This is a genomic window from Variovorax beijingensis (assembly GCF_007828835.1).
Lineage (GTDB): Bacteria > Pseudomonadota > Gammaproteobacteria > Burkholderiales > Burkholderiaceae_C > Variovorax > Variovorax beijingensis_A.
Genome location: NZ_VIVL01000005.1, coordinates 311,666 through 325,324 on the forward strand (window position 1 = coordinate 311,666; position 13,659 = coordinate 325,324).

Annotated in this window: 12 protein-coding genes; 7 read left to right on the forward strand and 5 right to left on the reverse strand. The window is 67.3% G+C overall.

Annotated features, from left to right (window positions below):
- The first annotated feature begins 51 nt into the window (after positions 1–51).
- From FB547_RS17490 to FB547_RS17505, 4 genes are read left to right on the forward strand one after another with little or no spacing between them, the layout of a single operon-like run.
- Positions 52–357, forward strand: a complete 306-nt coding sequence (locus FB547_RS17490; protein ID WP_145744344.1) for a hypothetical protein — start codon at positions 52–54, stop codon at positions 355–357.
- Positions 358–969 carry a 2OG-Fe(II) oxygenase gene (locus FB547_RS17495; RefSeq protein ID WP_145744346.1) on the forward strand — a complete coding sequence of 204 codons (612 nt, stop codon included), beginning with the start codon at positions 358–360 and terminating at the stop codon, positions 967–969.
- 13 nt (positions 970–982) lie between these two features.
- On the forward strand, positions 983–1,561 hold the full coding sequence (locus tag FB547_RS17500) for a hypothetical protein (RefSeq protein WP_145744348.1): 579 nt from the start codon (positions 983–985) through the stop codon (positions 1,559–1,561).
- Positions 1,558–2,226, forward strand: a complete 669-nt coding sequence (locus FB547_RS17505; protein WP_145744350.1) for a 2OG-Fe(II) oxygenase — start codon at positions 1,558–1,560, stop codon at positions 2,224–2,226. Before FB547_RS17500 ends, FB547_RS17505 begins: the two co-directional genes overlap by 4 nt.
- 32 nt (positions 2,227–2,258) lie before the next feature.
- Here FB547_RS17505 and FB547_RS17510 read toward each other — a convergent pair whose 3' ends face one another.
- Positions 2,259–2,525 (reverse strand): bestrophin family ion channel, encoded by a 267-nt coding sequence (locus FB547_RS17510; RefSeq protein ID WP_261380321.1) that lies wholly within the window; start codon positions 2,523–2,525, stop codon positions 2,259–2,261.
- 45 nt (positions 2,526–2,570) lie between these two features.
- Here FB547_RS17510 and FB547_RS17515 point away from each other — a divergent pair, with 45 nt between their 5' ends.
- The 3 genes from FB547_RS17515 (at position 2,571) to FB547_RS17525 (ending at position 6,837) form a co-directional block, all read left to right on the forward strand.
- Entirely contained in the window at positions 2,571–2,918 is a 348-nt protein-coding gene (locus tag FB547_RS17515) for a GFA family protein (protein ID WP_145744352.1), read from the forward strand.
- 119 nt (positions 2,919–3,037) lie between these two features.
- Positions 3,038–5,098, forward strand: coding sequence for an elongation factor G (gene fusA, locus FB547_RS17520; RefSeq protein WP_145744353.1), 2,061 nt, complete (start codon positions 3,038–3,040; stop codon positions 5,096–5,098).
- A 101-nt stretch (positions 5,099–5,199) separates the two neighbouring features.
- Complete coding sequence (locus FB547_RS17525) at positions 5,200–6,837, forward strand: alpha-amylase family glycosyl hydrolase (protein WP_145744355.1); 1,638 nt, start codon at positions 5,200–5,202, stop codon at positions 6,835–6,837.
- A 4-nt stretch (positions 6,838–6,841) separates the two neighbouring features.
- Here FB547_RS17525 and FB547_RS17530 read toward each other — a convergent pair whose 3' ends face one another.
- Genes FB547_RS17530 through FB547_RS17545 form a run of 4 tightly spaced genes read right to left on the reverse strand, consistent with a single transcriptional unit; the run spans position 6,842 to position 13,576 of the window.
- Positions 6,842–9,130, reverse strand: a complete 2,289-nt coding sequence (locus tag FB547_RS17530) for a CocE/NonD family hydrolase (protein ID WP_145744356.1) — start codon at positions 9,128–9,130, stop codon at positions 6,842–6,844.
- A complete protein-coding gene (locus FB547_RS17535; protein ID WP_145744358.1) occupies positions 9,127–10,887 on the reverse strand; it encodes an ABC transporter ATP-binding protein/permease in 1,761 nt (586 codons plus the stop codon). Before FB547_RS17535 ends, FB547_RS17530 begins: the two co-directional genes overlap by 4 nt.
- A complete protein-coding gene (locus tag FB547_RS17540) occupies positions 10,884–12,287 on the reverse strand; it encodes a glycoside hydrolase family 15 protein (protein ID WP_145744360.1) in 1,404 nt (467 codons plus the stop codon). The genes FB547_RS17535 and FB547_RS17540 overlap by 4 nt, the downstream gene beginning before the upstream one ends.
- The gene (locus tag FB547_RS17545) at positions 12,284–13,576 is read right to left on the reverse strand and encodes a glucoamylase family protein (protein WP_145744577.1); all 1,293 of its coding nucleotides are present in this window, start codon (positions 13,574–13,576) and stop codon (positions 12,284–12,286) included. The genes FB547_RS17540 and FB547_RS17545 overlap by 4 nt, the downstream gene beginning before the upstream one ends.
- Between the last annotated feature and the right edge of the window lie 83 nt (positions 13,577–13,659).

Consider the following 13,659-nt stretch of genomic DNA (forward strand, 5'->3'; position numbering starts at 1 on the left):
GCCTGCCATCCGCTTCGGCAACCGTCGAAGCACACTTCAGGAGAGCTTACCGTGCAGACACTTCAAAAGATTCAACCGACGGATGCAACGGCAGAGAGCAACGTACTGCCGCTCAAGCGGGAAACCGCTACGTCCGTTCGTGAGATTGCAGCGGGCGCCCACGCACCCGTGGTGGTCGGAAGCATCTACCTCATTGGCGACGGAACGCCGGAAAACCCGTTGCGGATCAACGTGCCGGCATTGACCTCGGCCATCATCAACTCGATGACGAGCGCGAACTTCATGGCGCTTCAGAACGGTATTGCCGCCTGCAACAGCGCCGGCGCCACGGGCAGCATCGGAGCGGGCGGGGATTAATTGTTCCCGAATCCGGTCCACATGGTCAGCGGCGGGATCGAAGTTTCGAAAACCGTCGTCCCGCCGGAGCTGATCGAGAGCTGCTTTTCTGCGTTCGAGACAGAGGAGCTCGAGCTGTCCTTCGACATCTACTCGAATATCGGCGAGGAAGACAAGAGGCTGCGCAGGTCGAAGGAACTCAAAAGCCACCAGCCCGAACGGTTCGCGCCGCTGTACCAGATGCTGGACGAGTTCGTTCTTCAATCGCTGTACACGCGCGGCGAAGGCTACTCGGGATCGGTATCGCGGCAGCAATTCATGATCTATACCGAAGGCGCAGGGGCCGGGCTGCACGTCGACGATCAGTTCAAGCCGCCGCAGCAGTTCGGCCGCAACAAGTACGTCATGCACCTGCTCAACCAGTTTGCGGGGTTGCTGTACATCAGCTCTGACGACCTGGAAGGCGGGGAGCTGGTGTTTCCGACGCACGACGTTTCAGTGAAACCGCTGACGGGAACGCTAGTTGCCTTTCCGTCGAACTACCTTTTCCCGCATCTGGTGACGCCGGTGACAAGGGGAAAGCGAATTGCCATTGCACGGCACTACTATGTCAAAGATACGGCCGCTGTTTAACCCCTGCTTCACGGTGTCCACGCCGGACGGCCGCGACGGCATCCGGATCAGGCACCTTGCGATCGATGATTATCGGCAGGTCATCCAGGATGCCTGGAAAGCCAACCCGAAGCCTTCCAAGACATACAACACCGATCATGGCCGCGAGCGCGGCCGCATGAGTTTTGATGTCGACATGCCGGGCAAGGAAGCGCTTGTCGAGATCGTTCGCCAGCAGGTCGAAACCTTGGCCGGCGAGTACAACTACGCGGGCCGAAACATCAGCCTCGCATCCAGCCAGATACTGCTGTACTTCGAGGGTGCGGGCTGCCCCGTGCATTGCGACGATCAAGACCCGGCCGACAAGGACTATGGCTTGGGCACGGTCATGTTCAACTGGGCGAACCAACTGGTGGCGCTGCTCTATCTTTCCACCGAAGGCGTTGACTTCGAAGGCGGCAAGCTCCACTTTCCCAATGCAAACCTGCAGATTGACGGCGTGGTCGGAAAACTGGTGGCCTTCCCAGGGCACTTCAAGTACAAGCACGGCGTGACCGAGATTCGTTCCGGAGCCCGAAGTCTGTTGCAGACGACCTGGAGATTCGACCTGTGATCACCTACGCCGAGTCCATCCAGAAGCCGGATGCTGCAATCTTTCAAAGGGCGTGCAGCTTGTCTGTCGACCTCTGCGTTTCCCATATCGAGAGGCAACTGGTTGCGAACGAATACCGCGTACACGAGGTCTATGGCCGCGATGGCGGATCGATCGTCGATACGAGATACCGGGACAGCAAGGCCATCGTTCCACGCCACGACGAGGAATTGGCGTTTTATATCTACGAGGTCGTTCACCAGTACTTTCTGGAGAATTTTTCGGCACAGCCTTGCGACAGCCTGGTTCTCGCGCAGACCGAATTCTTTGCGTACTCGGCGGGCGTCGGTTTGAAGATGCATGCCGACGACCACGCGCTGGGGGCCGACGGGCGCGTTCTCAAACGGGATGTTCAACGCGGTATCACTGCCATTCTGTATCTCAACTCAGAGTTCGATGGCGGGGAAATTCACTTCCCCAAGCAAGACCTCGAATTGCGGCCTAGCGCTGGAACATTGGTGGTCTTTCCTTCGAACAGGAATTTTCCGCACGAGGTCAAGCCCATCTTGCGCGGCCAACGGTACTCGTACCAACGGATATACGGGATTTTGAACGGGCGGGCTGAGAGTTTCCTTGCGGAAAACGAGGCCTTTGGACGTGATGGGTTCGTGATCACCCGGTTTTGACCATGACACGCGCTAGCTGACGGGTTGCCGCCCTAATTGATGCGCAACTGTGGTGTGGCGTACGCTGGGGCCGGAGGGGCCATCGCCGCATATCCCAGGAAGATCGTGAGCGTGAGCCCGATCAGCGAGAAGGGGACAAAGTTGAGCGGCACCTTCCACTGGAACAGGCGGCCGTGGAGCACCGTCACGAGCATGGCGAACGCGGTGGTCCACAGCAGTTGCGGCGTGATGCCGAGCAGCACCGAGCCGCGCCGGACAAAAAGCATGCGCAGCCAATGGGGCCGAGGTCGAACGATCATTGCAACTATCATTTGTCCCCGCGCAACTTTTCTGCTGGAGGACCGATGAACTACCAAGGCAGCTGCCACTGTGGCCGGATCGCCTTCGAAGTCGAGGGCGACATCCAGGGGGCGATGGCATGCAACTGCTCGATGTGCCAGCGCAGGGGATCGCTGTTGTGGTTCGTGCCGCACGAGCGGCTCAGGCTGAAGACGCCGCCCGAGGACATGAGCACCTACATGTTCAACAAGCACGTCATCTCGCACCGCTTCTGCGCGGCCTGCGGCATTCATACCTTTGGCGAGGGCACAGATCCCAAGGGCAACAGGATGGCGGCCATCAACATCCGCTGCCTCGAGGGCATCGACCTCGATGCGGTGCCGGTGCAGCATTTCGACGGGCGTTCGAAGTAGGCAGCAACCAGCTTGCATCGGCGCGGCCAATCCCGTACGCTGGCCCGGCGTCCACGCGCAACACCCGAGCCTTGCGGGCCGCCGGGCCGCCCTTGCGGACGCGCAAAGGAGTGCATGCCATGCCAAGCCGATCGAACGGCCTTGCGGCCGAAATGCAGGCCGTGCGAACGCTGGCGCTGGTGGGCGCCGCGGCCGCCGGCAAGAGCTCGCTGGCAGAGAGCCTGCTGCACAAGGCGGGCGCCATCGCGGCGTGCGGCAGCATCGAGCGCGGCACCACCGTCAGCGACCACGACCCGCTGGAGCGCCGCATGCTGCACTCGCTCAACGCATCGGTGATGCACCTCACGCATGCCGGCGCGCGCATCCACTTCATCGACACGCCCGGCGGGCCCGACTTTCTCGGCCAGAGCCTGCCGGCGCTGGAGGCGGTCGAGACGGCGGCGGTGGTCATCAATGCCGCCACCGGTATCGAGCCGATGACGGTGCGCATGATGGAGTACGCGGCCTCGCGCCACCTGGCCCGCATGATCATCGTCAACAAGATCGACTCGCAGGGCGTCTCGCTGGCGGGCCTGCTGGCGGACATCCAGGCCACCTTCGGCCGTGAATGCCTGCCGCTGAACCTGCCCGACGGGGTCGGCAGGCAGGTGGTGGACTGCTTCTTCAACCGCTTCGGGCAGTCCGACTTCGGCCCCGTCGAAGCGGCGCACCGCGCGCTGGTGGAACAGGTGGTCGAGGTCGACGCGGCCTTCGTCGAGCGCTACCTCGAGGAGGGCGACGTGGATCCGGTCGAGCTGCACGCGCCGCTCGAGCAGGCGCTGCGCGAGGGCCACCTGATCCCGGTGTGCTTCGTCTCGTCGCGCAGCGGCGCCGGCGTGGCCGAGCTGCTGGACGTGATCGTCAAGCTGCTGCCCGACCCGACCGAGGCCAACCCGCCGGACTTCATCATCGGCGAGGGTGCGCAGGCCAAGCCGATGGAGGCCAGCCCCGACCCGTCGCTGCACGTGCTGGCGCATGTGTTCAAGGTCACGGTCGACCCCTATGTCGGCAAGATGGGCATCCTGCGCGTGCACCAGGGCACGATCACGCGCGACAGCCAGCTCTACATCGGCGACGGCCGCAAGCCCTTCAAGGTGGGGCACCTGTTCATGCTCCAGGGCAAGGACCATGTCGAGGTGTCGCATGCGGTGCCGGGCGACATCGTGGCGGTGGCCAAGGTCGAGGAGATCCATTTCGATGCCGTGCTGCACGATGCGGCGGAAGACGCCCACGTGCACCTCGCGCCGCTGCCTTTCCCGGTGCCGGTGCATGGCCTGGCCGTGGAGCCCAAGCGCCATGGCGACGAGCAGCGCGCCTGGGAGATCCTCGGCAAGCTCGCGGCCGAGGACCCGTGCCTGCGCATCGAGCACGTGGCCGCGACCAACGAGACGGTGCTCTACGGCCTGGGCGAGCTGCACCTGCGCATCGTGCTCGATCGCCTGCGCGAGGTGTATCGCTTCGAGGTCCAGACGCGGCCGCCGCGCATCGCCTACCGCGAGAGCGTGACCGCACCGGCCGAGGGCCACCACCGCCACAAGAAGCAGACCGGCGGCGCCGGCCAGTTCGCCGAGGTCTTCCTGCGCATCGAGCCGCTCGCGCGCGGCGCGGGTTTTCAGTTTGCCGACGAAGTCCGGGGCGGGGCGATCCCGGGCCAGTTCATTCCCGCGGTGGAGAAGGGCGTGCGCGAGGTGCTGGCGTACGGCGCGATCGCGGGCTATCCGGTGGTCGACGTGCGCGTCGTGGTGTACGACGGCAAGCACCACAGCGTCGACAGCAAGGACATCGCCTTCGCGACCGCCGGCCGCAAGGCCTTCATGGCCGCGATCCGCGAGGCCCGCCCGGTGGTGCTCGAACCGATCGTGCAGATCGAGATCGCCGTGCCCGAGCATGCCGTGGGCGACGTCACGAGCGACCTGTCGGCGCGCCGCGGCCTGGTCACCGGCACCTCGGGCCTGGGAGGCGGCACCGTGGCCATCGGCGGGCAGGTGCCCGAGGCCGAGCTGGCCAGCTACCAGTCGCGGCTCAATGCGATGACCAGCGGCCAGGGCCGCTACACCATTGCGCTGTCGCACTACGAGGCCGTGCCGCCGGCGGTCCAGCAGACGCTGGTGAGCCAGTACCAGGTGCGCGACGAGGACTAGCATCGCCCGCCCGAGGCGGCCGGCCGCGCACGGCGCGCGGATGCGCTGCACACTTTCTGGAGACAATGGATCCGCTCGAAACCGACCATGAGGGGATCAAGATGTCAGCCGATGACTGGTGGAAGTGCGGAATCGTCTATCAGGTCTATCCGCGTTCGTTCCAGGACAGCAACGGCGATGGCATCGGAGACCTCGATGGAATCCGCGCCCGGCTGGATCATCTGGTCTCGCTCGGTGTCGATGCGGTCTGGATCTCGCCGATCTATCCCTCGCCGATGGCCGACTTCGGCTACGACATCTGCGATTTTTGCGGCATCGATCCGCGCTTCGGCACGCTGGAGGGCTTCGATGCGCTGGTACGTGAGGCCCACGCGAGAGAGCTCAAGATCATCCTGGACTTCGTGCCCAACCACACCTCGGACCGTCATCCGTGGTTCGTGCAGAGCCGCAGCACACGCAGCGATCCGCGGCGCGACTGGTACATCTGGCGCGACCCGGCGCCGGGCGGCGGGCCGCCCAACAACTGGCTCAGCAATTTCGGCGGCCCGGCCTGGGCCTTCGATCCGGCCACCGGCCAGTACTACGGCCATTCGTTCCTGAAGGAGCAGCCCGACCTCAACTGGCGCAACCCCGAAGTGCGGGCCGCGATGTACGAGGCGCTGCGCTTCTGGCTCCGGCGCGGCGTCGACGGATTCCGCGTCGACGTGCTCTCGCAGATCATCAAGGACGCGCAGTTCCGCGACAACCCGCCGAACCCCGACTTCGTCGAAGGCCAAGACCCTTTTTTTCGCTGGCTGATGCTCTACAACACGGACCTGCCGGAGGTGCAGCCGATCGTGGCCGAGATGCGCCGCGTGGTCGACGAGTTCAGCGACGCACGCTCGTCGCGCGTGCTGATCGGCGAGCTCTACCTGCCGCTCGCGCGCCTGGTCGCCTACTACGGGCTCAACACCGACGGTGTGCTCGAAGGCGTGCAGCTGCCCTTCAACTTCCAGCTGATTGCGACCGAGTGGCAGGCAGCGTGCGTCGACCGCCTGGTGCGCGACTACGAAGCCGCCTTGCCCGAGGGCGCGCAGCCGAACTGGGTGCTGGGCAACCACGACAGATCCCGCATTGCGAGCCGCGTCGGGCCGCAGATGGCGCGGCTCGCGGCCATGCTGCTGCTCACGCTGCGCGGTACGCCGACGCTCTACTACGGCGACGAGATCGGCATGACGGACGTCTCCATTCCCGCCGATGAAGTCCAGGACCCGTTCGAGAAGAACAAGCCCGGCATGGGCCTGGGCCGCGACCCGGAGCGAACACCCATGCAGTGGAGCGCCGCAGCGCACGCGGGCTTCACGACCGGCACGCCGTGGCTGCGCCTGGCAGCCGACTGGCCCACGCGCAACGTGGAAGCGCAATCGCAGGACGCAGGGTCGATGCTGGCGCTCTACCGGCGCCTCATCGCGCTGCGCCGCGCGCAGCCTGCGCTGAACCGGGGCAATTACGAAGCGCTCGATGCAGGGGGTGAGGTGCTCGCCTATGCGCGCAACTTCGAAGGACAGCGGCTGGTGGTGCTCCTGAACTTCGGCGCCACCCCGGCGCCGATCCCGCCGGCGTTGATGCCGCGCCAGCCGATCGTGCTGGCATCGACCGATCCCGCGCGCACCGGGTCCATCGAGGGGCCGCTGGTCGTGGCCCCTCACGAAGGCATCGTTCTGGGCGCCGTGAACGACAAAGCTCCGGCGACACGCTGAGCAATCAAGGCCTGCCGGTCTGGATCTCCACGTAGCTGCGCGCGTGCCAGCGCACTCGAATGGGCCACTTCGCGTCGGCGATGGTTTCCGAATTCACGTCCTTGCCGCTGCCGTAGTTGATCTGCCGGTCGGGTCGCTTGTTGAGGCCGACCAGCAGCACGATGCGGCTGCCCGCCGCAAGCCTGCAAGCCGTCACGCGCTCGGCGGTGAACGCCAGCAGCTGGCGCTCGCCGGCCCGAAGAAGCCTGCGGCGCACGCGATGGCCTGCGTAGCTGGCGCGGAAGTCGTAGGGATCGAACAGCAGCCGGTACTCGCCGCTTTCCGTCTGCTCGTAGAGCGAGATGCTGAAGTCCACGTCCTGCCGCGAGGGCGTGATGTCGAACACGCCGTGCAGGCTGCCGGCGATCTCGGTGTCCTGCGGGAGCGGATCACTGACAAAGCGGATGCCGTGGCCCGCCGGCAGCTGCGTCGAGCGCAGCGCGTCCGGCCTCGGGATGCGCACGTCACGCCGGTCGGCAAGGTCGACCGAGAGCCGCGTGCCGCCACCGCCTTCCTCGGATGGTGACGGCAACAGGCGGTGCGGCTCGTTGCGCTCGCGGGTGTCGAGATAGAAGCGCAGCCGCGTGCGCTGCGGCGCGTCCAGCGCCGGCACATGGCGCCACTGGTCCGCGCCCATCACCTGGTAGTTGATGCGGTCCATCAGCAGGGAAGGCTTGCTCGCGCCCTTCAGGATGTGGTCGAGCCACTGCAGGCGCAGCTCGGGCAGGTCGACGCGTGCGGCGGGGTCCAGCGTGTAGCCGCGCAGCGTTGCCGCCGTGCCGAGCCGGATCGAGGCCGCGTCGTAGGGGCCGAGCAGCAGCGTCGTGTCGGCCTCTGGCCGGTTGCGGCGATGTTCCTGATGGAAGTAGAGCGCGCCGGCGTCCGCGCCGTAGTAGCCGGCGAAGCTGAGCACCGGGATGTCGATGCGCGCAAACTGCTCCGCCGACGGCAGGAATTTCTGCCAGTAGCGATCATGGCTTGGGTGCGTCAGCCAGGTTCGGACCAGCCGGCTGCGCCTGCCCACCAGGACGCGGTCCACGTCCCAGTAGGGGCGATGGCCGCGATACCAGCGCGCGTCGAGTGCCTGCCACATCGCGTCCGGGTCGGCATCGGCGCCGGCGCGCAGGGGCTCGCCATCCGCGTGCTCCTGCGCCCAGCGCACCATGGCGTTGCGGAAGATCTGTCCGGCCATCGGGAAGTCGATGCCCGGCGCCATCGGCGCGATCGTGGCAATGGCCTTGAGCGCCGCCGGCCTCCTGCGGGCGGCGGCCCAGGCGGCGTAGCCGGAGTAGCCGTCGCCGATCATGCAGACGCGGCCGTCGCTCCACGCCTGCCGGGCAATCCAGTCGATGACGGCGGCGGCATCTTCGCCGTCGCGAACGAACGGCCACACGGCGCCCTTGCCGTCGGGCGTGCGTCCGCGCACGTACGCCGTGATGCCGACGTAGCCTCTGGCGGCGCTGCGCTGGGCGTCGTCCTCGGCCGGATCGAGCGTGAAGCGCAGCAGCGCCGGCAGGGTGCCCGGTACGTCATCGGCGCGGTCGGGCCGGACCAGGCGCGCATGGATGACAGCGCCGCGCACGGGAATCCTGACGTCGGCCTCCGCCACGTAGCGGTTGCGGTTTTCCGCCGCGAACAGTTCGGGCAGCAGCGCACCGAAGCTGCGGCGCGACTCGTACGAATGCCAGGTCCGCACGAGCGCCAGGGCATCGGCCTGCGGAAGGCTGCCCTTCGCGCGCCAGAGATCGAAAGCCCGGCGCAGCGGCTCTGCATATACCGCCGCCGGGATTTCGAGCCGCGCCATGATGGCCTGGGCCTGCGCATTGTCGAGCGGCGACACCAGTTCGCGGAACGCGCGCGCGTAGGCTTCGGCGAAGCCGAGGCGCTCGTTCGCTTCGAGCGCGCGCGCACGCGCATACATGCCGTCGAGAATCGCGCGCTGCACCAGGTCGTCGAACGGCTTGCCTTGGCGGCGGGTGCGCAGCGACCGGCTGCTGTCGGAGGCTGCACGGTAGGCGCCGCTGACGATCTGCAGGGCGGTCAGGTTGGCCAGGAAGACATCGGTGTCCGCGTCCTGGTACACCGGCAGGATGCGCTCGGCCAGATCCCGCATCAGGTCCGCTGCGGCGGCATCCTCGGGATCGCGCGGCGGCCGGAAGCCGAAATCCGCCGCCCAGGCCCCGGCGGGCAGCGCAAGAATCAGCCGCATGAGGGCGCGGCGCGCACGACCGACGGTGGACCCCAGGTATGTCATGCCCGCTGCTCCTCGCGCACGGTGTTCGGCGCCTTGACCAGATGCACCACCTGCGTGAACAGCCGGTCGCGCGCTTCTCCGGCCGAGCCGATGTGGACAATGCCGGTGTGCTTGAGCCTGCCCAGCACGTCGATGATGAGTTCGAGGGTGTCGTCGTCGAACGCGCCGAAGGCTTCGTCCATCACGAGCCAGGGCGGTGCCTGCAGCACCACGCGGGCGAAGCCCAGCCGCAACTGCTCGTCCATGCTGAGCTCGCTCTCCCAGCGGCCCGTCTTGTTCAGCAATGGCTCCAGGCGCTGGAGGCCCACGCTCGCCAGCGCGGCCACCATGGCCTCCCTCGGGTAGCTCGACGGCTCCATCGCATACGACAGCACTTCGGCCAGCGTGCCGCGCGGAATATAGGGCGTGCCGCGCGGCATGTAGTGGATGGTCTCGCCGGCAGGCCGGCGCACGGTGCCGGAGCCCCAGGGCCAGAGGCCCGCGAGCGCGCGGAACAGCAAGGTCTTCTCGGTGCCCGGCGTGCCGAGGATCAGGACGCGCTGGCCGCGGTGCAAGACAAGGCCCGGGGCGTCCAGCCGATCATGGCCGGTCCAGGAGCGGACCTCGAGCGCTTCGATCGCGAGCGACCCGGCGTCGCCCTCCTCGTAGGCGATGCGGCTGCCGCCTGCGCGTGCTTCCAGGTCGGACGCCAGCATCCGGCGCAGGTCGGCAACGCGCAGCAGCGTGGCGCGCCAGTCGGCAATGATGCTGAAGTTGTCGACGAACCAGCGCAGCGACGACTGCGCCTGCGTGAAGGCCGCGGCGGCCATCATCAGGCCGCCGAACGACACCTTTCCCGAGAAGTAGAGGGGCGCGGCCACCAGCGTTGGCGCGATGATGGTGATCCAGCCGAAGCCCGCTGTGACCCAGGTCAGGTTGGTCAGCCCGAGCACCACGCGCGACGTGGCGCGCAAGACGTCGCCGAAATGCATGGCGACGCGGCGCTTTTCGTCCGCCTCGCCACCCGCCAGGGAGATGCCGTCGAGATGCTCGTTGATGCGCGTCAGCGAGAAGCGCAATTCGCCTTCGCGCGCGTAGCGCTCGGCGTTGCGCGAGATCAGGCCGTTGCCGACCCAGTAGGTGACCAGCGAGCCGGCGACCGCATAGGCAATGGCCGCCCACAGCATGAAGCCCGGCAGCACATGGTCCTTGCCGCCGAAGAAGAGGCTGAAGTCCTTGGAGAGGACCCACAGCACGCTCGCAAAGCTGCCGAACAGCATCGCCGCCTGCAACAGGCCCACGCCAAGGGTGACCGACAGATCGCACAGCTTCAGCGTGTCGTCGTGCATGCGCTGGTCGGGGTGGGCGCCGATCGGGCTGCTGGCCTGGAGCCAGAATGCCCGGCGCGGCTGCAGCCACAGCCCCACGAGGTCATTGACCACGGCCTCGCGCAGCTTCAGCTGCAAGGTTTCGCCGAGCCAGCGCTGCGCCACGTTCAGGACCAGCAGCGCACCCGCAATGACCGCGAAGACGCCGACCTGCACGACGAATTCGCCCAGGTCGCGGCGCGAGATCGCATCGTAGAACGGCTTGTTCCAGCTGTTGAGTTCGATCTGCCCATACGCCGTGAGCGCAACGACCACGACGATCGCACCCATGAGCGCGACAAGCGTTTTCGCGACCGGGGACACGCGCAAGGCGCCGAGCAGCTCGCGGACCTGACGGAAGAAACCGGTCCTTGCAGCCGGCTCGACACGGTTCTCTGCCCGCGCGCTCATCCCCGCCGCGACGCCTCGCAGGCGGCGGCCGCGATGCGGCGCGCCGAGACACACGAAATGAACGCGGCGTGGCTCCAGGCCAGTTGCTTCGCCGAGGTCTGCGCGCCGCTGCGCTGGTCGAACTGTTCCGACAGCTCACCGCCGGCCGGCGTGTGGGCGCGCACGGTGGCGAGGTAGGCATCACCGCGTTCGAACCAATGGTGTGCATCGCTGCCCGCCGCCGCGGCGGCACGGAAGCAGAACTCGGCGGCGCCGAGCGTCGAGAAGTAGTACGCGCCGCCCGAGTAGTACACGTCGCCGGCATACCGGCCCATGGCCGCACCACGGCCTGCGGCGCGGCCGTGGTTGATGGGATAGGCCGCATCGAACAGCGCGTCCAGGCGCGCCAGCGTGGCCTGCATGCGCGGATCGGCCGGTCCATGCGCGGCCCCGGTTCCGAGGCTGTGGATTGCCGACAGGATCACCGCGATGTCCAGCGCCTTCGGACCGGGCCGGCCGTCCACCAGCGCGCGTGAGCGGTAGTAGCCGGGCGCCGCATGGTGATCGTCCGGGCGTTCGCCCCGTTCATCCACCCAATAGCCGTCGAGCAGGTGCAGCACGGCCCGCGACTCGTCCCGGCAGCGCTGCGCCTGCGCCGTGTCGCCCAGGCCCTCCAGCCAGGCCGCGCCTTCGGCCAGCGCTGCCGCCGCGACGCGCAGTGTGTAGTAGTGCTGGCCGAGCTCCTCCTCCCAGATGTCGTAGGACGGCTCGCGCCAGCGGCGCAGCGTGAAGTCGAGATCGAAACGGATCAGCTCGGAAACCTCCGCCAGCAGCGGCGCGTCGAGGTGCCCGCCGGCCGCCCAGCGCAGCAGCGCCAGCGCGCGCAGCGGTGCGCCGTCGTGCTGGGGGCGATTCCATCGGCAGACGTCGAGCGTGCCGTCGGGGTTCACCCGCGTCTCGGCGGCCACCAGGTCGCCGAAGGCTTTCGCCAGGTCGTGGTCCTCGCGCAGGTACTGCAGGAGCTCGGGGGCCACGCATGCGCTGCGGTCCTCCACCGCGGCAGCCGCGCGGCCGTCGAGGCGGTTCAAGTCCAGGCTGAAGCGGGTGAAGTCGCGCAGGTGCTGCAGGGCTTCGCTGCCGACGCGCCCTTCGGCATAGAGCAGGCGCAGTGCATCGATGACGACGGCGGAATCTCGGAACCAATGAAAGAAGTAGTCCGGGTCCGGGTTGTAGTCGGCGAGGGCGGGCGAGGCGACGATGGCGCCGGGGATCGGCCGCACGGTCTGGCCGAAGCCCGGCCGGTGCTTGACGATCGACACCGGCGAGATGCTGGACAGCATGGCCGCCGCCGAATGGCGCAGCTGTGTTTCGAGCCATGATTCGAACGCCGGATCTTCCAGGCTCGCCACGCTGAAGCTCACGCGGCCGACGACCCGAGATGCGGGCTGCTGAAGTCCAGGGCGCGCAGCCCGGCCTGCACTTCGGGCACGCTCATGAACAGTTTCCACAGAAGGCCGGTCCGATGGTTCTCCATCATCACGACGATCGGGCCCTGGTCGATGGCAAGGAAGGTGTCCGCGAACCAGCCTCGCTGCTCGCAGAACGCATCGACGAAGCCGTAGTCCCTCCACACCCGCTCGCCATGCACGGCGAGGAAGTGCCGCAGCACCTGCATCACCTCGGCGGGCGCGTAGGGCAGGCTGGCCAGCGCGGCCGTCGGCGAGATGGTGCCGTTGTCGTTGCTCGGATCGTGCGCGAGGTAGCCGTCGGGGTCGTCGCTCGCGGTCAGGCCCCAGCACGATTCGCCGTAGCCCCGGAAGCCCCGGGGATTGGCGACGCAGTGGGCACGGTTGATCTGCAGGTGGCGGGTGTTGAGATCCCAGTAGTCGGCGTAGCGGTCCTTGAGGCCGCGCGGATCGAGGCCGCAGAACGAGTAGTGTGTGAAGAACAGCGGGCCGCCGTACGGCATGCCCAGCGGTATCTCGATGCCGTAGTACGACCGGCCGTTGAGGAAACCGGACCCCGCCGCGAAGCCGCGGTGGTAGACCCTCGGATCGATCGCATGGCGCGGCGCGGCCGCCGCCAGGAAATAGGTGATGAGGCACTCGTTCCAGCCGCGCACCTCATGGTTCATCGCCCAGCCGTGCTTCGGGCTCCAGTGCCAATACAGCACGTCGCGCCCGCCCTGGGTGAACCAGTTCCATTCGACCTCGTGCCACAGCGTGTCGATGTCGCTGCGCAACCGGCGCGCCGCGGCCGTGTCCTCGCTGAAATACTGGCGCGCGCAGAGCAGGCCCATGCAGAGGAACGAGGTCTCGACCAGGTCGCCCGCGTCGTCCTTCGGGCTCATCGGGATCGTCGCGCCGCTCGCTGCGTCCATGAAGTGGGGGAAGGCGCCGTGGTAGCGCCTGGCGCGAAAGAGGGCGTCCCGCATGCGCCCCAGGCGCTCCAGCGCCGCGTCGCGCGTGACCCAGCCGCGCTCCACCGCGACGATCAAGGCCATGATGCCGAAGCCCGTGCCGCCGATCGCAACCCGGTCGTCGGCCAGGTCCTCGCCCGTGGCCGCGACCAGCGTGCGGCGGTCGAGCGCCAGGCCGCTGGCGGCATCCGCACCGTCCCAGAAATAGCGGAAGGTCTGCCGCTGCACGGCGTCGATCAAGGCTTCATCGGGCAGGGCTGCCAATGCCTTCGGGTTCCTGTCATCCTTCATCAACACGCACGGCTCCTTTCGTTGGGGTCCCGGGGTGTCACGTTTGGTTTCACCGAATCGTCGGCGACGCCACGGGGCCGGGG